The organism is Pseudomonas sp. GW821-FHT01E05 (assembly GCF_059422425.1).
The window spans coordinates 405306-429771 of the sequence record NZ_JBWKWW010000001.1 but is presented as its reverse complement, the minus strand read 5'-3'; the positions used below and the strand labels follow the sequence as shown (position 1 = coordinate 429771).

The window sequence follows — 24466 nt, the reverse complement described above, 5'->3', positions numbered from 1 at the left end:
TGTGGGAAGGGCCGGGCGACGTTCGCTTGCTCGCGATAAGGCCATCACATTCAAAAGTGATGTCGACTGCCAGTCCGCTATCGCGAGCAAGCGAACGTCGCCCGGCCCTTCCCACACTAGATCTGCGTAGTTTTGTAAATCCAGGCAAGTTCAGTCCAGTGCCGCCAACGCCGCCAACGCCTCAGGCAACTCCAGCTCACTGAAAACCTGGACCCCATTGCGTTTCAACAACGCCGCGGTAACACCTTCCCCGCTGACTTTGACCCCACTGAAAGTGCCGTCATAGGTCTGCAGGTTGCCGCAGGACGGGCTGTTGGCCTTGAGCACCGCAATCCAGATGCCGTATTGTTCGACCAACGCCAGGGCCTGTCGCGCACCGGATAGAAACTCGGTACTGACGTCCTCTCCCTCAGCGGTCAGCACCCGCGCGCTGCCATCCAGCACTTCGACACCTTGCCCACCGGGAATCTCGGCTGCAGGCCGCGGCGTCGGTAAACCACCGGCCACTTCCGGGCACAGCGCCACCACCCGACCTTCGGCCATCCAGCTCGCCAATTGATCGAACGGCCCGCCAGCCCCGCCGTCGTAACGCACACGGTGTCCCAGCAGACAGCGGCTCACCAGAATTTTTTGCATGATCAAAACGGCTCATTGCCGCGACGACGAAACCACCCCGTCAGCGACAGGCGATCTCGAGTGGCGGGCAGGACTTCATGGGGCACTTCGCCGGAGAGGAATACCACCAGGCAACCACCCGTGGGCACCACGTCATATTCAACCCCCTCGCCCAGATACATCCGCAGCTGTCCGCCATGCTCGGGCAACCACGCCTGATTGAGATAAATCACGGTGGACACCATGCGCCGGTCATCATCGCGAAAGCGGTCGACATGCTTGAGGTAAAACGCACCCGGCGGGTACAGCGCGAAATGGCTTTCGAAATCTTCCAGCCCCAGGAACAACCCACGGTTCATGGCGACCCGAAGGCTCTCCATCAACCCCAGGTAGCTGTCGCAAGACTCAACCTGGCCGGGTTCGAGCCACTGAATATGGTCACCTCGAATACCCTCGCGAATTTCCTGGAAGGAGCCCCGGCCCACTGCGGCCGGAGCCAATCCACCCTCGGCGGCGCGTTTGCGACACTCATCTGCCAGTTCCAGGGTCAGCCCCTCGGGCAGGAAAATATTTTGCTGCGACCAGCCGCGTGCAGCCAGGTCGTCGACGATACGTAACAGCAGCGGGTGATCGGAGGGTATTTGCATGCCGAGCATAGTATCCATACGCCTGTAAATCCGACAGAGCCGCAGAGCGCACTGATACGAATTCTCGACAAGACGAGACCTCACACGGAGAATAGTGGCCTGCTGACAGGAGCCCTTATGCGTCGCTTGCTTTTTCCCCTGCTAATGCTCTGCATTTTGCCCGCTTGGGCAGACGGCCTCGACCAGTTGTACAAGGTCGCCGGTTGGCCAGAACAACGCGCGCATTTTAATGACGCCCTCACCGCCGCCCAGCAACGCTACAAAAACAGCCTGCCGCCTGCGGTGTTCCAGGCGCTGGTTAACAACAGCAATCAGCGCTTTGCGCCACAGGCGATGGATCATCGAGCCCAGGCGCAGTTGCGGCAGAAACTCGCCGACCCGAAACCTGCTCTGGCATTTTTCCAGTCACCGCTGGGGCGCAAGATTGTCGCCGCTGAACTGCAGGCGACCCGCCGCGATCAGCTGGCAAAAAATGCCCAGGGCTTGCCGAAGATCCAGGCCAGCGACACCCGTCAATTGATCATCGGCCATTTGGCGCAAGCACTGCCTGCCCGCGAGGCCGGTGCCGAAGTCAGTCTGGCGATCGCCGGGGTTGCCGCCGACAGCCTGAGCCAGATGATTCCCGGCCTGCTCGGTGGTGGTCAGGCGCAAGGGATGTTGAACGGTCAGCGCCAGCGGCTGATGGAGCAAATCGGTAACGACCTGAACAACACCTTGCTCTACGTCTACCGCGACCTGTCTGATCCGGAACTGGAAGAATTCGCCACGTTTGCCGAGTCCTCTGAAGGCAAGGCTTATTACCAGGCGGCGTTGGCGGCGATTCGGGCGGGATTGGCGGTGGGGCAAAGCACCTCGAGCCTTAGCCAGTAAGCTTCGGTGCCTGGAAGATCGCCATCGTCGGAACGCCGCCCGGAGCAAGCTCGCTCCCACACTGGATCTGTGAACGACATCAAACCAATGTGGGAGCGAGCCTGCTCGCGATGGCAGCATAACGGTCGCTAGAGATTTCTCCCCTTCATTCGCTTGGTCAAAAACCCGAAATACTCCTGGCGCAACGCCTGGGTTTCATTCGCCAGATGATGGCGGGCCTCGGGCAGTTTCAACACCTGTGGCCGGTCGAATTTGCCCCCCAGCACTTCAAGGTTGTGTTCCCAATCAACCGTCATGTCCGCTTGCCCCTGGATGATCAGTGGCCGACGACTGCTGCGCGGTGCCGCTTCGATACGCTTGATCCAGCGCGCCAGTGCCCCGACCCAGGCGGTCGGCAAGCGCAGCGGTTGTAGCGGATCGGCTTGCAGGAAGGGCAAGAACGCCGGGTCATTGGTGTTCTCGCTGAAACGCCGGGCGATGCCTTTGACGAAAGGCTTCATCAGGTAATAACTCAAGTGCGACCAGCCCCAGGAGCGCGGCCGAACCAGCGGCGAAAGCAGCACCACCTGCCCTTGCGCCGGGCTGTCTACGCCTTCATTCAGCACATGGTCGATCACAATCGCGCCGCCCGTACTCTGCCCGCACAGGTGCCACGGTTGCGGCAGGTCCAGAGAGCGTGCCTCATCGAACAACCCTTGCAGCGCCGCCTGATACTCGGCGAAATCCTTGATGTTGGCGCGCTCACCGCTGGACAGTCCATGCCCCGGCAAATCACAGGCAATCACCACGAACCCCTGATCCAGCGCCCAGTCGATCACGTGCCGATAAAGGCCCATGTGATCGTAGAAACCGTGGAACACGAACATCGTCGCCACCGCCCGTGGTGGCCACCAGACCTGACTGACCAACTGATAGCCACCAACGTTGAAACTGCCGAGACCGCATTTGACTGGCCTGCTGCGCTGCGGGAAATCCAGCCCATAAAAATGCTGATAGGCCTGCGCCTCCTCCGACAGCGGCTGCGCCTCGGCCAAGGGCCGCAGGCTGGCACGCAGATGATCGGGGTTGAAGGTGGCAGGCATGACGAATTTCCAGGTAAAGCGCGGAGCGCGAAACAGACTTTATGGCCCTGCGATATTCATCTGTCGCGGCAAGCATGGCAAGCTACGTGACCTTCGAGGATTGATCCGTATGCGTCTGCCCTACCGCACGACACTGCTTGCCAGCCTGCTCGCCCTTGTGTGTGCCGGCGTGTTGTGGGCCGCTTATGACTGGTTTCAGGGACGTTACCTGCGTGCATTCAACGAACACGCCGCGGTGTTTTCCGGCGACCCTCTGAGCCTGCCTCCGGAACTTGCCGGCCCTGGATCGATCCGTCTGGTGCACTTCTGGGACCCGGCCTGCCCGTGCAACGTCGGCAACCAGCAGCACCTGGCCGAACTGTTCGAGCATTACGCGCCACAAGGCGTGGAGTTCTATTCGGTGCAAAAGCCCGGTAGCCATGGCCAGTTGCCTGGCACCCTGAGCAACCTGAAAACCCTGTCGGTCCTGCCCGGCTCCGGGCAGATACCGGCAAGCCCGGCCGTAGCGATCTGGGATCGCAATGGCAAACTTGCGTATTTCGGGCCCTACAGCGAAGGGTTGACCTGTAATTCCAACAACAGCTTTATCGAGCCGATGCTACAGGCACTCAGTAACGGACGCCCGGTCAGCGCCACCCACACCCTGGCGGTGGGCTGTTATTGTCCGTGGCCCGGTAGCCTGACTAACTAAGGCATTCCTGACTTTTCAAGGACAACGCTGCACAGCACCGAAGGCCTGTGCTAATTGTTTGCGAGCGTCAGTGACGGCAACCCGAAAAAGAACCAGGAGTTTCAATGAAACGCAGTCTGTCCTTACTTGCCATCCTGATCGTCGCACTCGCCGTCGGTGGGGGCTGGTACGTGTACAGCAAACAACCATCGCGCCAGGGAATGGTGGAGCTGGAGGGTCTGCAAGACTCGGTCACGGTGCGTTATGACGAACGCGGTGTACCGCATATTCGCGCCGGGAACGAAGCCGACCTCTATCGCGCCCTCGGTTATGTGCACGCTCAAGACCGGTTGTTCCAGATGGAAATCATGCGCCGCCTGGCTCGAGGCGAGCTCGCCGAAGTGCTCGGTCCCAAGCTGATCGATACCGACAAACTGTTCCGCAGCCTGCGCATTCGCGAGCGCTCCGAGACTTACGCGGCCAGCCTTGACCGCCAATCACCGACCTGGAAAGCCCTGCAAGCCTATCTGGACGGGATCAACCAATATCAGAACACCCACGCCCAACCGATGGAGTTCGACGTACTGGGCATCCACAAACGCGCGTTCACCGCTGAAGACACCATCAGTGTCGCCGGTTACATGGCCTATAGCTTTGCTGCAGCCTTTCGCACCGAGCCCCTGTTGACCTATATACGCGATGAACTGGGTAGCAATTACCTGAAAATCTTCGATCTCGACTGGCAGCCTAAAGGCGTGTTGGCCAAAGGCCCGGCGCGTACCTCGCCGGCCCTCGCCGCCATTGACTGGAAAGACCTTAACGCGATCGCCCGACTGAGCGAAGAGGCGCTGGCCGACAACGGCCTGCCGCAGTTCGAAGGGAGCAACGCCTGGGTGGTTTCCGGTAACCGGACCAAGAGCGGCAAACCGCTGCTGGCCGGCGATCCGCACATTCGCTTCTCTGTGCCTTCGGTGTGGTACGAAGCACAATTGTCGATGCCGGGTTTTGAGCTGTACGGTCATCACCAGGCACTGGTGCCCTTCGCCTTCCTCGGCCACAACCTCGACTTCGGCTGGAGCCTGACCATGTTCCAGAACGACGATCTCGATCTGATCGCCGAAAAGGTCAACCCGGATAACCCTAATCAGGTCTGGTACCGCGACAAATGGGTGGAGCTGGTCAGCACGCAGCAGCAGATTGCAGTGAAGGGCCAGGCGCCGGTCGCGCTGGTTCTGCGCCAGTCGCCCCACGGGCCGATCATCAATGATGTGCTCGGCGCTGGCGTCGGCAAGGCGCCGATTGCCATGTGGTGGGGGTTCCTCGAAACCCAAAACCCGATTCTCGAAGGTTTCTACCAGCTCAACCGCGCGGACACCCTGGCCAAGGCCCGCAACGCCGCAGCCAAGGTGCACGCTCCTGGCTTGAATCTGGTGTGGGCCAATGCCAAGGGCGATATCGGCTGGTGGGCCGCAGCGCAACTGCCCAAACGCCCGGCCGGGGTCAAACCGCTTTTTATCCTCGACGGCAGCACCAATCAGGCAGACAAGGATGGTTTCTATCCATTCAGCGCCAACCCTCAGGAGGAGAACCCGGCGCGCGGTTACATCGTTTCGGCCAACTTCCAGCCACTCTCGCCAACCGGAATGGAAATCCCCGGCTATTACAACCTGGCGGATCGCGGCCAGCAGCTGAACAAGCAGCTGAGCGATGCGAACGTCAAATGGGACCTGGATAACAGCCAGAAGCTGCAACTGGGCACCACCACCGGCTATGGCCCTCGCCTGTTGGCTCCGCTGTTGCCAGTGCTGCGTGAGGTGGTGAAAGACTCCACGGAACTCAAACTGGTGGCGCAACTGGCGCAATGGAAAGGCGACTACCCGCTGAACTCCACCAGCGCCACGCTGTTCAACCAGTTTCTATTCAACCTGACCGACGCCGTGTTCCACGATGAACTCGGCGATGGGTTCTTTGACACATTGCTCTCCACCCGGGTAATCGATGCCGCGTTGCCGCGTCTGGCGGCGTCGCCCGATTCGCCGTGGTGGGACAACCGCAACACCATCGGCAAGGAAACCCGCGCCGACATCGTCAAAGCTGCATGGCAGGCCAGCATTGCCCATCTCAAAGCCACCCTCGGCGAAGACCCGGCGCAATGGCAGTGGGGCACGGCCCACACCCTGACTCACGGACATCCGCTAGGCATGCAAAAGCCGCTGGATCAAATCTTCAACGTCGGCCCGTTCGAAGCCCCCGGCACTCACGAAGTGCCGAACAACCTCTCGGCCAGGATCGGCCCTGCGCCGTGGCCGGTGACCTACGGACCCTCGACCCGACGCATCATCGACTTCGCCGACCCGGCACACAGCCTGACCATCAACCCGGTGGGGCAAAGCGGCGTACTGTTCGACAAGCACTATGACGACCAGGCCGAGGCGTATATCGAAGGGATTTACCAGCAGGCGTATTTCAACGACGAGGAGGTGACGGCCAATACCCGCAGTACCTTGAAGCTGTTGCCGGCTCGGGTGGCTCAGTAGTTGGGGAAATCCAGGTATTCGGTCGAGATCTAAATCTCCTTACGCAACCGCCCAGGCGCTTCGCCATAGGTCTCTTTGAACTTCTTGCTGAATGCCGCCCGGGATTGGTAACCCGACTGGGCGGCGATATCACTCAGGCCCAAACGTGACTGGCTCAGCAGATTAAAGGCCAGCTCCATCCGTGCCTGCGTCGGCAGCACCCACGGTGATACGCCGGCCACGCGGACCGAACCGAACAGGAGCGAGTTCCCTCGCCACAATCGAGAATGCTCGACAATCTCAAACCATCGCCGAAAAATTCACTCGAAACTGCTGCGGCGTCACTCCAAGCCTGCGGTTGAAAACACTGCGCATGTGCTGCGCATCGCGAAACCCGCATTGGTAAGCAACGGTTTTGAGCGGCGCGCTTCCGCTTTCCAGCATCACTCGCGCCGCGTCCACCCTCGCCCGCTCGACGAATTCTGCCGGGGTGATTTTTGCGTCCCTGGCAAACACCCGGGAGAAATTGCGCGCGCTCATGTTGGCAGCTTTGGCCAGGTCGGCAATGGTCAAGCCCCCAGTCAGATTGGCCAACACGTAGTGCTGGACCATCGCCACCGGCGAGCTCGCCTCGGCATGGGGCGTCAGGAACGGGCTGAACTGCGATTGCCCGCCTGAGCGCTGAGTGAACACCACCAATCGCTTAGCCACGCTCAACGCGAGTTCCGGGCCGTAGTCCCTGGCCAGCAGGTACAACGACAAATCGATCCCTGCCGTCACTCCCGCCGATGTGTAGAGCTGACCGTCCTGCACGTAGAGCCGATCGGCCTCGACTTGAGTCAATGGGCACAGCGTCGCTAGCGCAACGGCATCGTTCCAGTGGGTGGTGACGGTTCTCCCGTCGAGCAATCCTGCGCGGGCAAGCATGAACGCGCCATTACAGATCGAGCCGAAGCGATTCGCACGAACACTCGCTTCGCGCAGCCAAGTATGAAACCGCGCGCCGAAATCCTGATATGGCAACTGTGGACCGCCAGCGACCAGCAGCAAGTCATAGGCCTGCAGCGCTTCGCTGAAATGTCGATGAGCCTGCAGCGCCAAACCATTTGAACAGGGCATCACGCCGCGCTCCACGCCAATCACCTCCAACCGGTAGTGGTCTTCGGGCGCAAGAAAGCGGTTGGCTTCGGAAAACACATCCATGGGCCCCGTGACATCCAGGGACTGAACCCCGGAAAAAACCACGATGGCAACGTTTCTGCTCATGGGATGAATCACCTTCTATGGCTTTCAGGAATCGTGGGGGCAGCCGACCAACCCTAGCGAAACACCGGCCAAGAAGCGAGGTGGCACGATATGCGCACTGATTGGCCGGGATCGCAGCTTCATGTCGATTGTTCGTCCCAGGACGCGGGAACAGACTGGATTCATCAGCGCCGCCAGGCGTTCCTCACAAGGCAACTTCCATGAGCACCACCCCCCTCAGCAGCACTATCGCCGGTATCAAAATCCCCGACAGCGCCCTTGCCAAGGCGACGACGCAATACATCCGAGATCTGGAATCAGATTTGCTGTATCACCACTCGCGCCGAGTGTTTCTGTTTGGCGCCTTGAGCGGTGAGCGCCAGCAACTGGCCTACGACCCGGAGCTGTTGTACGTTGGCGCGATGTTCCATGATCTGGGCCTGGTGGAAGGCCATCGCAGCGATGACGAACGCTTCGAAGTGGATGGTGCGAATGCGGCCAAAGCCTTTCTCAAGCCTTACGGGCTGAGCGATGACGATATCGAGCAAGTCTGGCTGTCCATAGCCCTGCATACGACTCCGGGTGTGCCCAAACATCTGCGTCCGACCGTGGCGCTGGTGACCGCCGGGGTGGAAATGGATGTGCTGGGGATGGATTACACAGCGTTTTCCACCGAGCAACGTGAGGCCGTGGTGCATGCACATCCACGAGGTGAAGGGTTCAAAGAGTGCATCATCTGCGCATTTGCCGATGGCTTGCGTCATCGCCCACAGACTACCTTCGGGAATGTGAAGACTGATGTGTTAGTGGATCAGGACCCGGGGTTCAAACCGATGAACTTCGTCGAAGTCATCCGCAAATCGCCCTGGGTGGCGTGACCCACTGTAGGAGCGAGCTTGCTCGCGATAGCATCAACCTCGATTTACAGTCGAACCGAGTTGGTCGAATACGACCCCGGTGCATCGCGAGCAAGCTCGCTCCTACAGTGGATCCGGGCTGACCACATATCTGTGGTCAACCGAAAATCCTCTAAGAGCGGGGTTGCCCGCGAAGCTTTTGAGGCTTAAGCCGCTTCCGGCGTCTGGGCGCGGCGTATGTCCGGTTGTTTCCACGAGTCGGCAGCGCTTTCATCGATCGCTAGCTGAATGGCACGTTTGCGGATTTCTTCAGCGCGGCGGCTGAAGAACCAGACCAGGAAGGTCACCAGCGACACCACCAGCAGGATCAGACTGGCCACGGCGTTGATCTCGGGTTTCACGCCCAGACGCACTGCCGAGAAGACTTCCATCGGCAAGGTCGTCGAACCCGGACCCGACACGAAGCTGGCCAGCACCAGGTCGTCCAGCGACAGGGCGAAGGACATCATGCCGCCTGCCCCCAGCGATGGCGCGATCATCGGGATGGTGATCAGGAAGAACACCTTCCACGGCCGCGCACCAAGGTCCATGGCCGCTTCTTCGATGGACAGGTCCAGCTCACGCAAGCGTGCCGAGACCACCACCGCCACATAGGCCGCACAGAACGTCGTGTGAGCGATCCAGATGGTGACAAGGCCACGCTCTTGCGGCCAGCCGATCATCTGCGCCATAGCCACGAACAGCAGCAACAGCGACAGACCGGTGATCACTTCGGGCATCACCAGGGGCGCGGTCACCAGGCCACCGAACAGCGTGCGTCCCTTGAAGCGGGTCACGCGGGTCAGCACGAAGGCCGCCAGGGTACCCAGCACCACCGCCGCAATGGCGGTGTAGCAGGCGATTTCCAGCGAGCGCACCACCGAGCCCATCAGCTGGGTGTTGTCCAGCAGGCCGACATACCACTTCACCGACCATCCGCCCCACACGGTCACCAGCTTGGAGGCGTTGAACGAGTAGATCACCAGAATCAGCATCGGCGCGTAGATGAACACCAGCCCCAATATCAGCATCAGGCTTGAAAAACCGAAGCGCTTCATTCTTTGCCCTCCATTTCTTTAGCCTGACTACGGTTGAAGAGGATGATCGGCACAATCAGGATCGCCAGCATCACCACGGCCAGGGCGGACGCCACCGGCCAGTCACGGTTGTTGAAGAACTCCTGCCAGAGCACTTTACCGATCATCAGGGTTTCCGGCCCGCCGAGCAGTTCCGGGATCACGAATTCACCCACCACCGGGATGAACACCAGCATGCAGCCGGCGATGATGCCGTTTTTCGACAGCGGCACGGTGATTTTCCAGAAACTGTTGAAGGTGCTCGAGCCCAGGTCCGACGCGGCCTCCAGCAGACTGTTGTCGTGCTTCACCAGGTTGGCGTAGAGCGGCAGGATCATGAACGGCAGGTAGGAATAAACCACGCCGATATAGACCGCCAGGTTAGTGTTGAGGATCTGCAGCGGCTCGTTGATCCAGCCCATCGACATCAGGAAACCATTGAGCAGGCCGTTGTTGCTGAGGATGCCCATCCACGCGTAAACGCGGATCAGAATCGCCGTCCAGGTCGGCATCATGATCAGCAGGATCAGCACGGTCTGCATTTCCTTGCGGGCGCTGGCGATGGCATAGGCCATCGGATAACCGATCAGCAGGCAGAGGATGGTGCTGAAAAATGCCATCTTCAGCGAGCCGAGGTATGCGGCGATGTACAACTCATCGTCGCCCAGCAGCGCGTAGTTACCGAGGTTGAGCAGCAGTTGCACCTTGTGTTCGACGTAGCTGTAGATCTCGGTGTACGGCGGAATGGCCACGTCGGCCTCTGCGAAGCTGATCTTCATGACGATGAAGAACGGCAACATGAAGAACATGAACAGCCAGAGGAACGGTATCCCGATGACCAATTGACGGCCACCGGGGGTTATTCGTTGTAGCTGGCGCTTGAGTCTTTTCATGTTCATGAGCGCAGTACCACGCCACTGTCGTCTTCCCACCAGACGTAGACCTGGTCACCCCAGGTCGGCCGTGCGCCACGGCGTTCGGCGTTGGCCACGAACGACTGGACCAGTTTTCCGTTTGGCAATTCGACATAGAACACCGAGTGACCACCCAGGTAGGCGATGTCATGCACTTTGCCGCTCGACCAGTTGTATTCGCAGGTCGGCATCTCGGAGGTGACCAGCAGTTTCTCCGGGCGAATCGCGTAAGTGATGGACTTGTCCTGAACCGAGGTGCTGACGCCGTGACCCACGTAAATATTGCGATCCAGGTCCTTGCAGGTAATGAGTGCATGGCCCTCGGCGTCGTCCACCACCTCACCTTCGAAAATATTGACGTTACCGATGAATTCGCAGACCAGACGGCTGGTCGGGGTTTCGTAGATGTCGATCGGGCTGCCGATCTGGGCGATCCAGCCCAGGTGCATGATCGCAATGCGTTCAGCCATGGTCATGGCTTCTTCCTGGTCGTGGGTCACCATTATGCAGGTCACGCCGACCCGCTCGATGATCTCTACCAGTTCCAGTTGCATTTGCGAGCGTAGCTTCTTGTCCAGCGCACCCATCGGTTCATCGAGCAGCAACAGCTTCGGCCGCTTGGCCAGAGAGCGCGCCAACGCCACTCGCTGACGCTGGCCACCGGACAGCTGATGCGGCTTGCGCTTGGCATACTGGCTCATCTGTACCAGCTTGAGCATTTCGGCCACGCGGGCGTCGACTTCAGCCGTCGGAATCTTGTCCTGCTTGAGACCGAAGGCGATGTTCTGCGCCACTGTCATGTGCGGGAACAAGGCATAGGACTGAAACATCATGTTGATCGGCCGCTCGTACGGCGGCATGTCGGTGATATCCACACCATCGAGAAAAATGCGCCCCTCCGTTGGCCGCTCGAAACCTGCAAGCATCCGCAGCAGGGTGGATTTGCCCGATCCCGAGCCGCCGAGCAAAGCGAAAATTTCGCCTTTCTTGATTTCCAGGGACACATCGTCCACCGCAATCGTCTCGTCGAACTTCTTCGTGACCCGGTCGATTTTGACCAACACCTGTTTAGGTAATTGGTCGCCCTCGAGGGCTTTCTTATAGGCGCCGGAGGCAACAGCCATTTACGAAACTCCCAACAAAATTTGCAGTTCACCCAATACAGGCAAACCTTGGATAGTCTGAGCCTTTGTCACTACTTACCCGACTTGACCTTGGTCCAGCTGCGGGTCATCAAACGTTGAATCCTGGGTGGCAACTCAGCGTTGACGTAAAGCTTGTCGACGATGGCTTGCGACGGATAAACCGCCTCGTCTGTACGTACTGCCTGATTCATCAGCTCACCCGCTTCAGGGTTCGGGTTGGCATAACCAACGGCATCACTGACCTGAGCGATCACTTCAGGCTTGAGCAAATAGTTGATGAAGGCATGAGCCTCTTTGACGTTGCCCGCATCCCGAGGAATCGCCAACATGTCGAACCACAGGTTGCCGCCTTCTTTGGGGATCACGTAGGCAATGTCGATACCTTTGCCAGCTTCAGCGGCACGCGCCTTGGACTGGAATACATCGCCGGAGAAACCGGCCGCGACACAGATCTCGCCGTTGGCCAGATCGGAGATGTACTTGGATGAGTTGAAATACGTCACGTAAGGCCGCACCGCCAACAGTTTGGCTTCAGCCTTTTTGTAGTCTTCAGGGTTCTGGCTGTTAGGCGACAGGCCCATGTAATTCAGCATGGCGGGGAGCATTTCATCCGCCGAGTCGAGGAAGGCGACACCGCAGCCAGACAGCTTCTTGATGTTCTCCGGCTCGAACAGCATGGCCCACGAGTCGATCTTGTCGACGCCCAGTGCCGCTTTGACTTTCTCTACGTTGTAACCAATACCGTTGGTGCCCCACAGGTAAGGCACGGCGTACTGGTTACCCGGATCGTTTTTCTCCAGACGCTTGAGCAGCAACGGATCGAGGTTGGCGTAATTCGGCAACTGCGACTTGTCGAGCTTCTGGAATGCCCCGGCCTTGATCTGCTTGCCCAGGAAGTGGTTGGACGGCACGACCACGTCATAACCGGTGTGCCCGGCCAGCAACTTGCCTTCCAGAGTTTCATTGGAATCGAACACGTCGTACACCGGCTTGATGCCAGTGGCTTTATCGAAATCTGCCAGGGTGGTCTGCCCGATGTAGTCCGACCAGTTATAAACATGCACGGTAGGCGCAGCTTGAACACTGACGGCGAGCGTCAGGCCGGCGCCGATCAGCATGGCGTTGCGAAACAAAGAAATAGGCAAGTGGAGGTCCTCTAAAATAGTTGGGCCCAAGTTGCCCAGCGTTACGTGACAGCCATGGCTGCCTGGCAACAAAACCGGCGCGCAACTTACCCTCGATAAACCTTTCCAGCAAAACTTTCTGTCATTTGATTATTGCTGTTGCCGTCTTTGCGTTGACGACGGCAACAGCCTGTTGCCTCAAACCGGCTTATTTACCGGATTTGATCTTGGTCCAGCTGCGGGTCAGCTCACGCTGGGTAGCGGCTGGCAAATCGGCGATCGCATAAAGCTTGGCCTGCACGTCGGCTGGCGGGTAGATGCCCGGATCCGAGGTGATTTCTTTGTTCACGTACTGAGTTGCTTCAGCATTACCGTTAGGGAAACGTACGCTGTTGGTGATTTCAGCCATCACTTTCGGCTGCAACAGGTAGTTCATGAACTTGTAGGCACCCTCGACGTTCTCCGCATCTTTAGGGATAGCGACCATGTCGTAGAAGCTGCCGGCACCTTCTTTCGGAATGGCATAGCTGATTTTCACCTTGTCACCGGCTTCGGCGGCGCGGGATTTGGCCTGTTGGACGTCACCCGAATAACCGACGGCTACGCAAATGTTGCCGTTGGCCAGGTCGGAGATGTACTTGGAGGAGTGGAAATAGGTGATCGAAGGACGGATCTTCAGGAACAGATCTTCAGCTTTCTTCACATCTTCCTTTTTCTGGCTGTCGGTCGGCAGCCCCAGGTAATGCAGGGCAACCGGCAGCATTTCGGTTGGCGAATCGAGGAAGCTCACGCCGCAGCCCTTGAGTTTGGCGATGTTCTCCGGCTTGAGCACGACATCCCAGGAGTCGATCTTGTCGACGCCCAGCGCGGCTTTGACCTTCTCGGGGTTGTAACCGATACCGATCGAACCCCACATGTAAGGGAAGGCGTGTTTGTTATCCGGGTCGCTGACGGAAACCGCTTTGAGCAGTGACGGGTTGAGATTCTTGTAGTTGGACAGTTTGGACTTGTCCAACTCCTGGTAAACGCCGGCCTTGATCTGCTTGGCCAGGAAGTTGTTAGACGGTACGACAATGTCATAACCGGACTTGCCTGCCAGCAACTTGGCTTCCAGGGTTTCGTTGCTGTCAAAAACGTCATACACCACCTTGATTCCGGACTCTTTCTCGAAGTTCGCGATGGTGTCCGGTGCGATGTAATCGGACCAGTTGTACACGTGCAGCACCTTGTTATCGGCCTGGGCTGCGCCAGCTATCACACCCATCAGAGACAAGGCGAGGAGGGTCTTGCCGGCTTTATTTAAACCTGATGCCTTCATGCGTAATGCTCCAATTATTCTTTTTGATCACATGTTCAGTGGCCGATTCCCGGGCAACTGGAACAGTGGGTAGTCTGGCAAGATCCAACACGGGCTTTCAAGGAAAGACCCATCCTTTGTTTACACCGAGCGGAGTACCAAACTTGGCACCCCGCTCAGAGCCTAGCACTTAGCCTTGCAATGCACTCAAGGTCAGGTCCAGACACTTGCGTGCCTTGGCAACCAGCTCGTCGATTTCGGCAAGGCTGATCACCAGTGGCGGAGCAATGATCATGGTGTCGCCCACGGCGCGCATGATCAGCCCGTTGTCGAAGCAGAATTGCCGGCAAATCATGCCAACACCCTTCCCGACATACCGCGCACGGGTGGCCTTGTCCTGAACCAACTCAATGGCCCCCAACAGACCGACACCACGAACCTCTCCCACCAGCGGGTGATCGTTCAGTTCCCGTAGACGCTTTTGCAAATAAGGTGCCGTTTCGGCATGAACGCGCTCGATAATTTTCTCGTCGCGCAGGATGCGGATGTTTTCCAGTGCGACCGCCGCCGCTACCGGGTGCCCGGAGTAGGTGAAACCGTGGTTGAAATCGCCACCTTCGTTGAGCACCTCGACCACTTCGTCACGCACGATCAGGCCACCCATAGGGATGTAACCGGAGGTCAGGCCCTTGGCGATGGTCATCATGTCCGGCTTGAGGTCGTAGAAATCGGTACCGAACCACTCACCGGTACGGCCGAAACCACAAATCACTTCATCGGCGACGAACAGAATGTCGTACTTGGCGAGGATTTCCTTGATGCGCGGCCAGTAGCTTTCTGGCGGCACAATCACGCCTCCCGCGCCCTGGATCGGCTCGGCAATGAAAGCACCGACATTGTCGACGCCCAGCTCGAGAATCTTTTTCTCAAGCTGATCGGCCGCCCAGATACCGAACTCTTCGGGGCTCATGTCGCCGCCTTCGCCAAACCAGTACGGCTGCGGGATGTGCACAATCCCGGGGATCGGCAAGTCGCCCTGTTCGTGCATATACGTCATGCCGCCCAGGCTCGCGCTAGCCACGGTCGAACCGTGGTAGCCGTTGATGCGGCTGATGATGACTTTCTTGTTCGGCTGACCTTTGATCGCCCAGTAGTGGCGGACCATACGCAGCATGGTGTCGTTGCCTTCGGAGCCGGAACCGGTGAAAAACACATGATTCATGCCTTCAGGCGCGATGTCGGCGATGGCCTTGGCCAATTCCAGCACCGGCGGGTGAGCGGTCTGGAAGAACAGGTTGTAATAAGGAAGCTCGCGCATCTGTTTGCTGGCGACATCGGCCAGTTCATCGCGGCCGTAACCGATGGCCACGCACCAGAGGCCGGCCATGCCGTCGAGGATCTTGTTGCCTTCGCTGTCCCAGAGGTAAACCCCTTTGGCATTAGTGATGATCCGCGGGCCCTTCTCTTTCAGCTGTTTGAAGTCGCTGAAGGGGGCCAGGTGGTGATCATTGCTCAGGATTTGCCATTCACGGGTTTGCGGGTTCTTGCTGGTCATACGAGTCTCCTAAGTTCAGGTTAGAGTGCGGCCTTTCTCGACCGCACCCGGCGCATCAGACGGCGAAGAGCAGGAATTCCCGCTCCCACGAACTGATCACGCGCTTGAAGTTTTCATGCTCGGCCCGCTTGACCGCGACGTAGCCAGTAATGAATTTCTTGCCCAGGTACTTCTCGATGGTGGTGCTGTGCTCCATGCGCTCGAGCGCATCTTCGATGGTCAATGGCAGACGCAAATTGCGTCGCTCATAACCACGCCCGACCACTGGCGCACTTGGGTTGATGGCCTCGACCATGCCGATAAAACCGCACAGCAGGCTCGCTGCGATTGCCAGGTACGGGTTGGCATCAGCCCCCGGCAGGCGGTTTTCCACCCGGCGGTTCTGCGGACCGGCATCCGGCACGCGCAAGCCGACGGTTCGGTTCTCTTCGCCCCACTCCACGTTCACCGGTGCCGAGGTGTCTGGCAGGAAGCGGCGGAACGAATTGACGTTCGGCGCGAACAGCGGCAACAACTCGGGGATGAACTTCTGCAAGCCGCCGATGTGGTGCAAGAACAGCTCGCTCATCGAACCATCTTCATTAGAGAAGACGTTTTTACCTGTCTCGATGTCGATGATGCTCTGGTGCAAGTGCATGGCACTGCCCGGCTCACCGGTCATCGGCTTGGCCATGAAGGTCGCGGCAACGTCGTGCTTGAGCGCCGCTTCACGCATGGTCCGCTTGAACACCAGAATCTGGTCGGCCAGGGACAGGGCATCGCCGTGACGGAAGTTGATTTCCATCTGCGCCGTGCCGTCTTCGTGGATCAATGTGTCGAGATCCAGTTCCTGCAGTTCGCACCAGTCGTAGACGTCTTCGAACAACGGGTCGAATTCGTTGGCTGCTTCTATAGAGAAGGACTGGCGACCGGTTTCCGGGCGACCGGAGCGGCCAATTGGCGGCTGCAACGGGAAGTCCGGGTCTTCACAGCGCTTGGTCAGGTAGAACTCCATTTCTGGCGCCACGATCGGCTGCCAGCCTCTATCGGAGTAGAGCTTGAGCACCTTCTTGAGCACGTTGCGCGGCGACAACTCGATCGGGTTGCCTTGCTTGTCGTAGGTGTCGTGAATCACTTGGGCCGTAGGCTCGATGGCCCATGGCACGAGAAATACCGCGTTCTGATCGGGACGGCAGATCATGTCGATGTCTGCCGGATCGAGGAGTTCGTAATAGATGTCGTCTTCGACATAGTCGCCCGTCACTGTTTGCAACAGCACACTCTCGGGCAGGCGCATGCCTTTCTCGGCGATGAACTTGTTGGTCGGCGAGATCTTGCCGCGAGTAATCCCGGTAAGGTCGCCAATCATGCATTCGACTTCTGTGATCTTATGGTCTTTCAACCAATCGGTGAGCTGGTCGAGGTTGTTACTCATAAATGCCTCTGGGCTGAGTTTCCTGACTTTTATAAGTCAGGCGTTAGTTGACGCATCCGCGTCGCGTTGAATTGCCCGCGTCCGGCAGGCATCACCAAATGCCTGGAAGATGGCAAGGTAATGGGGATTGGAGCTCACTTGCCATTCAGGGTGCCATTGCACACCTAAAGCAAAAGCCTTGCCTCCCCTGACCCCGCCCCTTTCAACAGATAGCGCTTCGATCAAACCATCCGGCGCCCTGGCCTCGACGCGAAGGCCCGGCGCCAGACGATCAACGCCCTGACCATGAATCGAGTTGACGGTAATTTCGCTCGGCAGGCCCAGGCCCGCCAGTACACCGCCCGGTTCAATGCGCATCGGATGGCTGGGCGCGTATTGCATTTCAAGCGGCTCGTTGTCGTCCTCACGATGGTCCATGAATGTGCCAACCTCATGAACCTTCTGATGCAGACTGCCGCCGAACGCGACGTTCATCTCCTGGAAGCCGCGACAAATCCCGAGCACCGGAACACCCGCCGCAACAGCGGCACGAATCAACGGGAGGGTGGTGCGATCGCGTTCAGGATCATGAGCAGTCCCCGGTGCGCTGGCAGGTCCGCTATAGTGAATAGGTTCAACGTTGGAAGGAGAGCCGGTCAGGAGGATGCCGTCCAGACCGTCAAGAATATCGGTCGGATCGAGCAATTCCGCCAGGGATGGAAGTATCAACGGCAAGCCCTTGGCAGCGACTGCGACTGCACGGACGTACTTATCGCCACTAATGTGATAAGCATGCAAACCGATCTGCCTGGAGCAGGCGGTGACGCCGATTAACGGCAGGCGAGACATGAAGCACCCCGGTATTATTGCTGTTATGGGTTTAAATCGAGCTTAGCCTTGTTCATTTTTTTACACAACACCCCCGTAAAAAATACAACACGGCCCGCTCAAGCCTGCGGTCGCCACAGACGCCGAAGACAAAAAAACGCCCTAAATTGCTCCAAAACTGCTCCTCAAGCGCTTTTTGAGGGCAAAAAAGGCCTCGCTTGACTTCGGCATGCCGTTCGGGTTGACTGGAATCTGAAAAGATCAATGATTGATATTTTTAACAACAAAGGTGTTGCATCATGTCGGTACCCCCGCGTGCCGTTCAGCTTAACGAAGCGAACGCGTTCCTTAAGGAACATCCTGAGGTTCTGTACGTTGACCTTCTGATTGCGGATATGAATGGTGTGGTGCGCGGCAAGCGCATTGAACGCACCAGTCTCCACAAGGTTTACGAGAAAGGCATCAACCTGCCGGCCTCTTTATTTGCCCTGGATATCAACGGCTCGACGGTGGAAAGCACCGGTCTGGGTCTGGATATCGGTGATGCTGACCGAATCTGCTATCCAATCCCCGATACCCTGTGCAATGAACCCTGGCAGAAGCGCCCTACCGCGCAACTGTTAATGACCATGCACGAACTTGAAGGTGAACCTTTCTTCGCCGACCCACGCGAAGTCCTGCGTCAAGTCGTGACCAAGTTCGATGAACTGGGTCTGACCATCTGCGCCGCATTCGAACTTGAGTTCTACCTGATCGACCAGGAGAACGTGAATGGCCGGCCACAACCTCCACGCTCGCCGATTTCCGGCAAACGTCCGCACTCGACCCAGGTCTACCTGATCGACGACCTGGACGAATACGTCGACTGCCTCCAGGACATTCTGGAAGGTGCCAAAGAGCAAGGCATCCCTGCCGACGCCATCGTCAAGGAAAGTGCTCCGGCGCAGTTCGAAGTGAACCTGCACCACGTTGCCGACCCGATCAAAGCGTGCGATTACGCGGTACTGCTCAAACGTCTGATCAAGAACATCGCCTACGACCATGAGATGGACACCACCTTCATGGCCAAGCCTTACCCGGGCCAGGCAGGTAATGGTCTGCACGTACACATCTCGATCCTTGATAAAGAAGGCAAGAACATCTTTGCCAGTGAGGATCCCGAGCAGAACGCCGCACTGCGTCACGCGATCGGCGGTGTGCTCGAGACCCTACCGGCGCAAATGGCGTTCCTCTGCCCGAACGTCAACTCGTACCGTCGTTTCGGCGCACAGTTCTACGTGCCGAACTCGCCGTGCTGGGGCCTGGATAACCGTACGGTAGCCTTGCGCGTACCGACAGGCTCAGCCGATGCGGTACGTCTGGAGCACCGCGTTGCCGGCGCCGACGCTAACCCGTATCTGTTGATGGCTTCGGTTCTGGCGGGTGTGCACCACGGTCTGACCAACAAGATCGAACCTGGCGCTCCGGTCGAAGGCAACAGCTACGAGCAAAACGAGCAGAGCCTGCCGAACAACCTGCGCGACGCGTTGCGCGAGCTGGACGACAGCGAAGTCATGGCCCGTTATATCGACCCGAAATACATCGATATCTTCGTCGCCTGTAAAGAGAGCGAGCTGGAGGAGTTCGAACACTCGATCTCCGACCTCGAGTACAACTGGTACCTGCATACCGTGTAAGCGATCGTAGTAAAAAAAACGCCGCCGGCCGAAAAGCCTGCGGCGTTTTTTTTGGGCTGCAATTATTGGCAGGATTGTAGGACACAAGTCGTAGGTCTATTCCTGCAAGAGAACAGGACATAAACCTACATAAAAACTCTCGTATCAAACCCAGAATGCAGGCCGCCGGATTTACCGTCTGGATGAAACCCGGAAGGAATCATCTGCCAGCCTGCCTTTACATCCCCCCTCGAGAGTATCAATCATGAAAACCCATATCCTTGGCGCGGCCTTTTCTCTTGTCGGGATCAGCTTATGCTCTGCCGCGTGGGCTCAGTCCCAGCAGCACCCCCAATGGAGCTACGCCAACCCTTCAGGCCCGGATAATTGGGGCGAGCTGCGACCCGATTACAAACTCTGCAAGCTCGGAAAAGTGCAATCGCCCATTGATATTCGCGATGCTGCCAAAGCAGATCTGGCACCGCTGGTTTTTGATTATCGATCCAGTCCGATAGCAGTTTTGAACAATGGACACACCGTTCAGGTCACGCCATCGAATGCGGGCGGGATCACACTGGCCTCCGGTAACTACTCATTAGTACAGTTCCACTTCCACAGTCCCAGTGAAGAAAAAATACAGGGCCGTGCCTTTCCCATGGTCGCGCACCTGGTTCACCGCAATCAATCAGGCGAACTCGCCGTCGTTGCCATTCTTTTCGAGGAAGGTGCGCATAACCCGGCCCTGGCGCCCATCCTTGCAGCAATGCCAGACGTAGTGGGCGCAACGAAGACCCTGGACAATCAGAGCATTGCAGACTTGCTACCCGAAAAACGTGATTACTATGCCTACATGGGCTCCTTGACCACTCCGCCTTGCAGCGAAAATGTGCGCTGGCATGTCCTGACGACTCCCGTTGCGTTGTCCCGAACCCAGCTGGATGCGTTTCGGGAGCTTTACCCAATGAATGCGCGACCCGTTCAACCCTTGAACGGCCGGACCGTGCAAATGGGTGGCTAGCCCATAGCGAGTACGCTCCAGGGGGCAACGGCGCTATACAGACAACATCGAACCCGACTCGTACAATGCTCGCTGCCTTGTAGGAGAGTTCAATGACGCGCCCCGCCACTATCCGCAAACCCCGCGCACGCAGCCAGGCCCGGATCGATTCGATACTCGACGCCGCCCGTACGCTGCTTGCCGCCGAGGGCGTGGCCAGCCTGTCGATCTACAGCGTGGCGGAACGAGTGCAGATCCCACCGTCGTCGGTTTATCACTTCTTCGCCAGCGTCCCTGCCCTGCTCGAAGCCCTGACCGCCGATGTCCACGCCGCTTTTCGCGCTTGCCTGCAAGCGCCGATCGAACACGCATCGCTCAGCGGCTGGCGCGACCTGTCGCGACTGGTGGAACAGCGCATGTTGAGCATCTACAGCGAAGACGCTGCCGCCCGCCAACTGATCCTCGCCCAGCACGGCCTGACCGAAGTCACCCAGGCTGACCGTCAGCACGACATCGAGCTGGGCGATCTGATGCACAAACTGTTCGATCACCATTTCGAACTGCCGGTACTGCCCAAAGATGTCGACGTCTTTGCCCTGGCCATGGAACTGGGTGACCGCGTCTACGCCCGTTCAGTGCAACAGCACGGGCAGATCACTGCGCGCATGGCCGAGGAAGGCATGCGGGTGTTCGACGCTTATCTGGGACTGTACCTGCCACCCTATCTGCCCAAACGCGACGCGTAACACAGGAAATATCAATGCATCAGGTTACGCAACGTTATCCTGGTGCCTCGGATATTTTCGCCAATGAAGCCGTCATGTCTTCACTCGGCACCTTGATTCCCTCTGGCGGTTGGCGCTGTGCGCCTGATCCGTAACCCCCCTACCGTCATCAATCAGCATAAAAAACCCCGAAGGGCTCAAGCCGTTCGGGGTGGTCTGTAGCGCACGGCTTACAACTTGGCGATCGATACCTCTGTAGATTTCACGAAAGCAATCACTTCACTGCCAACCACCAGTTCCAACTCTTTGACCGAGCGCGTGGTAATCACCGAGGTGACCACGCCGGAGGCGGTCTGCACGTCGATTTCCGACAGTACATCACCCTCTACGATTTCCTTGATGGTGCCTTTGAACTGGTTACGGACGTTGATGGCTTTAATAGTCATGAGCGGTATTCCTGTTTGGGTAAGAGGTTTTTTGAAACCGGGTTACTGGGCCCAACGCAATTGCGTGGGCAACGGTGAAACGGGTTCCGGTTCAGGTGGCGAACCGGGGAGCGACAACACGCGGTTGAGGACTTCGGTTTCCAGCGCCGCCAGCCGATGGGAGCCGCGAACCCGAGGGCGCGTAAGCTCCACTTGCAGGTCGAGGCCGATTTCGCCCTCCTCGATCAGAATCACCCGATCGGCAATCGCCACGGCTTCACTGACGTCGTGGGTCACCAGCAGCACCGTGAATCCGTGTTTCTGCCACAGGCGTTCGATCAGTTGCTGCATCTCGATACGGGTCAGGGCATCCAATGCGCCCAGCGGCTCGTCGAGCAACAGCAGCCGAGGTTGATGAATCAATGCGCGGGCCAGCGCAACACGCTGCTTCTGCCCGCCAGACAATGCCGCCGGCCACTCGTTGGCGCGATCCGCCAGGCCGACCGCTTCCAGCGCTTGCAGTGCGTTTGGCCGCCAGTTGCCCTTGAGCCCGAGGCCAACGTTGTCGATGACTTTTTTCCAGGGCAGCAAACGCGCTTCCTGGAACATCAAACGGGTATCCTCGATCGCATCGCTCAACGGTGCCGAGCCTGCGAGCAATTCACCGCCTGTAGGAGTGTCGAGACCGGCGAGCAAGCGCAGCAAGGTACTTTTCCCGCAACCGCTGCGACCAACCACTGAGACGAACTGACCGGCCGGGATATGCAGATCGATCTCACGCAGCACTTGCCGCTGACCGAAGGTTTTTTGCAGCTTGCGCACCGCCAACGGAATTCCGCGCAGCAAACGAGGTGGTTGTTGAGCCGTCATGCAGCACCGCCCTTGACCACTTGATAGGCCGGATGCCAGCGCAACCAGACACGCTCCAGCCCGCGGGCGGCGAGGTCGGCCAATTTGCCGAGCACCGCGTACAACAGGATCGCCAACACCACCACGTCAGTCTGCAAAAACTCCCGGGCATTCATAGCCAGATAGCCGACTCCGGAGCTGGCGGAGATAGTCTCGGCGACGATCAACGTCAGCCACATAAAGCCCAGCGCGAAGCGCACACCCACCAGAATCGAAGGCAGCGCTCCCGGCACAATCACCTGACGGAACAGGCCAAAACCGGACAAGCCATAACTGCGGGCCATTTCCACCAGCGCCGGATCGACGTTGCGAATGCCGTGATAGGTGTTGAGATAGATCGGGAACAAGGTGCCCAACGCCACCAGAAAAATCTTCGCCGACTCATCGATGCCGAACCACAGAATCACCAGCGGAATCAGCGCCAGATGCGGCACATTGCGAAGCATCTGCACCGAACTGTCGAGCAGGCGCTCGCCCCATTTCGACAGACCGGTGATAAAGCCCAGGGTCAGACCGATGCCGCCACCGATCAGGAAACCGACCGCCGCGCGCCAGCCGCTGATGGCCAGGTGGGTCCAGATTTCGCCGCTACGGACCAGGCTCACACCGGCCTCGATCACTGCGCTCGGTGCCGGCAGAATTCGTGTCGACAACCAACCCGCCGATACCGACAACTGCCACACCGCCAGCAACAACACCGGCAAGGCCCACGGCGCGAGGCTGTGAATAATATTGTTGTTCTTCATGGCCACGCCTCAGCTCTGGGACACAGCTTTAGGGAAGATAGAGCGCAAAATAGTGAGGCTCATGGAGTTGTCTCCCAAGGAATTCGAGTTACGGTGCTTTGGCAACGGTCGCCGGTGGCGTCCAGATCACGTCTTTGATGCTCAGCGGTTTCGGGATCAGCTTGAGCTGGTAAAAGCTGTCGGCAATTTTTTGCTGAGCCGCGACCACCTCGGGGGTGAGGAACAACGCGCCGTAGCCCTGGCGTTTCACCGAGGTCAGGGTGATGTCCGCAGGCAGGCCGAGCAGTGGCGAAACCTGTTGGGTCACGTCTTCAGGATTGGCCTTGGACCACTCACCGACTGCGCGTACCTCTTCCACCAGCGCCTTGATCACTTGCGGTTGTTTTTCGGCGTAGGGCCTGGTTGCCAGATAGAACTGATGGTTATCGACGATGCCGCTGCCGTCACGCAGGGTGCGTGCTTGCAGTTGCTGTTCGGCGGCGGCCTGGTACGGGTCCCAGATCACCCAGGCATCGACACTGCCACGCTCGAACGCGGCGCGGGCATCGGCCGGCGGCAGGAATACAGTCTGAATGTCGGTGTACTTCAGACCGGCGTCTTCGAGGGCGCGGACCAATAGGTAATGAACGTTGGAGCCTTTATTGAGGACGACCTTTTTGCCTTTGAGGTCTTTCACCGATTTGATCGGCGAGTCTTTCGGGACGAGGATCGCTTCGCTGGTCGGCGCTGGCGGCTCATAAGCCACGTAAAGCAGATCGGCACCGGCCGCCTGAGCGAACACCGGAGGCGTTTCGCCGGTCACGCCGAAATCGATGGAGCCGACGTTCAGCCCTTCGAGCAGTTGCGGGCCACCGGGGAATTCAGTCCATTGCACGTCGACACCTTGAGCGGCGAGGCGTTTCTCCAGCGTGCCTTTGGCCTTGAGCAGCACCAGGGTGCCGTATTTCTGATAGCCGATACGCAAGGTCTCGGCTGCTTGAGCTTGAGTGATAACGCCGAAGGACACAGCCGCAGCAAACAGAGCGACCAGACCACGACGCAAAATGACAGTGCGCATAGCGCTCTCCTTTTTGCTGTTGGTTTTTGGCTGCACCTGCTTGGCCGTTAGCGGCTGAGTAAGGTGGGTACTTCAAATT

23 protein-coding genes and 1 pseudogene are annotated in these 24466 nt (G+C 58.4%); 7 read left to right on the top strand and 17 right to left on the bottom strand.

The window, feature by feature from the left end; all coding sequences use genetic code 11:
- Positions 1-150: 150 nt before the first annotated feature.
- Both AC07W5_RS02135 and AC07W5_RS02130 read right to left on the bottom strand, forming a co-directional pair.
- Positions 151-636 carry a 2-thiouracil desulfurase family protein gene (locus AC07W5_RS02135; RefSeq protein ID WP_495022702.1) on the bottom strand — a complete coding sequence of 162 codons (486 nt, stop codon included), beginning with the start codon at positions 634-636 and terminating at the stop codon, positions 151-153.
- Positions 637-638: 2 nt separating this feature from the next.
- A complete protein-coding gene (locus tag AC07W5_RS02130; protein ID WP_495022793.1) occupies positions 639-1271 on the bottom strand; it encodes a 2OG-Fe(II) oxygenase in 633 nt (210 codons plus the stop codon).
- A 108-nt stretch (positions 1272-1379) separates the two neighbouring features.
- Between AC07W5_RS02130 and AC07W5_RS02125 the strand changes: the two genes are divergently transcribed.
- On the top strand, positions 1380-2132 hold the full coding sequence (locus AC07W5_RS02125; protein WP_495010382.1) for a DUF2059 domain-containing protein: 753 nt from the start codon (positions 1380-1382) through the stop codon (positions 2130-2132).
- A gap of 128 nt (positions 2133-2260) precedes the next feature.
- Here AC07W5_RS02125 and bipL read toward each other — a convergent pair whose 3' ends face one another.
- A complete protein-coding gene (bipL, locus tag AC07W5_RS02120; RefSeq protein WP_495022701.1) occupies positions 2261-3214 on the bottom strand; it encodes a phospholipase BipL in 954 nt (317 codons plus the stop codon).
- 109 nt (positions 3215-3323) lie between these two features.
- Between bipL and AC07W5_RS02115 the strand changes: the two genes are divergently transcribed.
- Together AC07W5_RS02115 and AC07W5_RS02110 are read left to right on the top strand one after the other, a co-directional pair.
- Positions 3324-3905, top strand: coding sequence for a DUF6436 domain-containing protein (locus AC07W5_RS02115; RefSeq protein WP_495022700.1), 582 nt, complete (start codon positions 3324-3326; stop codon positions 3903-3905).
- A 104-nt stretch (positions 3906-4009) separates the two neighbouring features.
- Entirely contained in the window at positions 4010-6421 is a 2412-nt protein-coding gene (locus tag AC07W5_RS02110; RefSeq protein WP_495022699.1) for a penicillin acylase family protein, read from the top strand.
- Between the two features lie 29 nt (positions 6422-6450).
- On the opposite strand, the pseudogene AC07W5_RS02105 reads toward AC07W5_RS02110, so the two are convergent.
- A pseudogene (locus AC07W5_RS02105) lies at positions 6451-6648 on the bottom strand (helix-turn-helix domain-containing protein); the annotation flags it as partial.
- Positions 6649-6700: 52 nt separating this feature from the next.
- The gene (locus AC07W5_RS02100; RefSeq protein WP_495022698.1) at positions 6701-7666 is read right to left on the bottom strand and encodes a GlxA family transcriptional regulator; all 966 of its coding nucleotides are present in this window, start codon (positions 7664-7666) and stop codon (positions 6701-6703) included.
- Positions 7667-7866: 200 nt separating this feature from the next.
- Here AC07W5_RS02100 and AC07W5_RS02095 point away from each other — a divergent pair, with 200 nt between their 5' ends.
- Complete coding sequence (locus tag AC07W5_RS02095) at positions 7867-8523, top strand: HD domain-containing protein (RefSeq protein ID WP_494990778.1); 657 nt, start codon at positions 7867-7869, stop codon at positions 8521-8523.
- 185 nt (positions 8524-8708) lie between these two features.
- Here the strand turns inward: AC07W5_RS02095 and AC07W5_RS02090 are convergent, their stop codons facing one another.
- The 8 genes from AC07W5_RS02090 to AC07W5_RS02055 all read right to left on the bottom strand — a co-directional run bounded on the left by AC07W5_RS02090 (position 8709) and on the right by AC07W5_RS02055 (position 17894).
- A complete protein-coding gene (locus AC07W5_RS02090) occupies positions 8709-9599 on the bottom strand; it encodes an ABC transporter permease subunit (protein WP_494990779.1) in 891 nt (296 codons plus the stop codon).
- Positions 9596-10516 carry an ABC transporter permease subunit gene (locus AC07W5_RS02085; protein ID WP_494990780.1) on the bottom strand — a complete coding sequence of 307 codons (921 nt, stop codon included), beginning with the start codon at positions 10514-10516 and terminating at the stop codon, positions 9596-9598. Before AC07W5_RS02085 ends, AC07W5_RS02090 begins: the two co-directional genes overlap by 4 nt.
- A complete protein-coding gene (locus AC07W5_RS02080; RefSeq protein ID WP_494990781.1) occupies positions 10513-11655 on the bottom strand; it encodes an ABC transporter ATP-binding protein in 1143 nt (380 codons plus the stop codon). The genes AC07W5_RS02085 and AC07W5_RS02080 overlap by 4 nt, the downstream gene beginning before the upstream one ends.
- A 71-nt stretch (positions 11656-11726) precedes the next feature.
- Positions 11727-12821 carry a polyamine ABC transporter substrate-binding protein gene (locus AC07W5_RS02075; RefSeq protein ID WP_495010386.1) on the bottom strand — a complete coding sequence of 365 codons (1095 nt, stop codon included), beginning with the start codon at positions 12819-12821 and terminating at the stop codon, positions 11727-11729.
- 187 nt (positions 12822-13008) lie between these two features.
- A complete protein-coding gene (locus tag AC07W5_RS02070; protein WP_494990783.1) occupies positions 13009-14118 on the bottom strand; it encodes a polyamine ABC transporter substrate-binding protein in 1110 nt (369 codons plus the stop codon).
- 169 nt (positions 14119-14287) lie between these two features.
- Positions 14288-15652, bottom strand: coding sequence for an aspartate aminotransferase family protein (locus AC07W5_RS02065; RefSeq protein ID WP_495022697.1), 1365 nt, complete (start codon positions 15650-15652; stop codon positions 14288-14290).
- Between the two features lie 55 nt (positions 15653-15707).
- Positions 15708-17066, bottom strand: coding sequence for a glutamine synthetase family protein (locus AC07W5_RS02060; RefSeq protein ID WP_494990785.1), 1359 nt, complete (start codon positions 17064-17066; stop codon positions 15708-15710).
- A gap of 36 nt (positions 17067-17102) precedes the next feature.
- Complete coding sequence (locus AC07W5_RS02055; RefSeq protein ID WP_495022696.1) at positions 17103-17894, bottom strand: gamma-glutamyl-gamma-aminobutyrate hydrolase family protein; 792 nt, start codon at positions 17892-17894, stop codon at positions 17103-17105.
- Between the two features lie 278 nt (positions 17895-18172).
- On the opposite strand from AC07W5_RS02055, the gene AC07W5_RS02050 reads away from it, so the two are divergent.
- The 3 genes from AC07W5_RS02050 (at position 18173) to AC07W5_RS02040 (ending at position 21271) form a co-directional block, all read left to right on the top strand.
- Positions 18173-19549, top strand: coding sequence for a glutamine synthetase family protein (locus tag AC07W5_RS02050; protein WP_495010387.1), 1377 nt, complete (start codon positions 18173-18175; stop codon positions 19547-19549).
- A gap of 244 nt (positions 19550-19793) precedes the next feature.
- Entirely contained in the window at positions 19794-20546 is a 753-nt protein-coding gene (locus AC07W5_RS02045; RefSeq protein WP_494990788.1) for a carbonic anhydrase, read from the top strand.
- Positions 20547-20638: 92 nt separating this feature from the next.
- Positions 20639-21271: a TetR/AcrR family transcriptional regulator gene (locus tag AC07W5_RS02040; protein WP_495010388.1), complete on the top strand. Its 633-nt coding sequence runs from the start codon at positions 20639-20641 to the stop codon at positions 21269-21271.
- Positions 21272-21480: 209 nt separating this feature from the next.
- Here AC07W5_RS02040 and AC07W5_RS02035 read toward each other — a convergent pair whose 3' ends face one another.
- From AC07W5_RS02035 to AC07W5_RS02020, 4 genes are all read right to left on the bottom strand, one after another.
- Positions 21481-21696 carry a TOBE domain-containing protein gene (locus AC07W5_RS02035; RefSeq protein WP_419113863.1) on the bottom strand — a complete coding sequence of 72 codons (216 nt, stop codon included), beginning with the start codon at positions 21694-21696 and terminating at the stop codon, positions 21481-21483.
- 42 nt (positions 21697-21738) lie between these two features.
- Positions 21739-22545, bottom strand: coding sequence for an aliphatic sulfonates ABC transporter ATP-binding protein (gene ssuB / locus AC07W5_RS02030; RefSeq protein WP_495022695.1), 807 nt, complete (start codon positions 22543-22545; stop codon positions 21739-21741).
- Positions 22542-23330, bottom strand: coding sequence for an aliphatic sulfonate ABC transporter permease SsuC (ssuC, locus tag AC07W5_RS02025; RefSeq protein ID WP_495022694.1), 789 nt, complete (start codon positions 23328-23330; stop codon positions 22542-22544). The genes ssuB and ssuC overlap by 4 nt, the downstream gene beginning before the upstream one ends.
- Before the next feature lie 88 nt (positions 23331-23418).
- Complete coding sequence (locus AC07W5_RS02020) at positions 23419-24387, bottom strand: sulfonate ABC transporter substrate-binding protein (RefSeq protein WP_495022693.1); 969 nt, start codon at positions 24385-24387, stop codon at positions 23419-23421.
- Positions 24388-24466 lie beyond the last annotated feature (79 nt).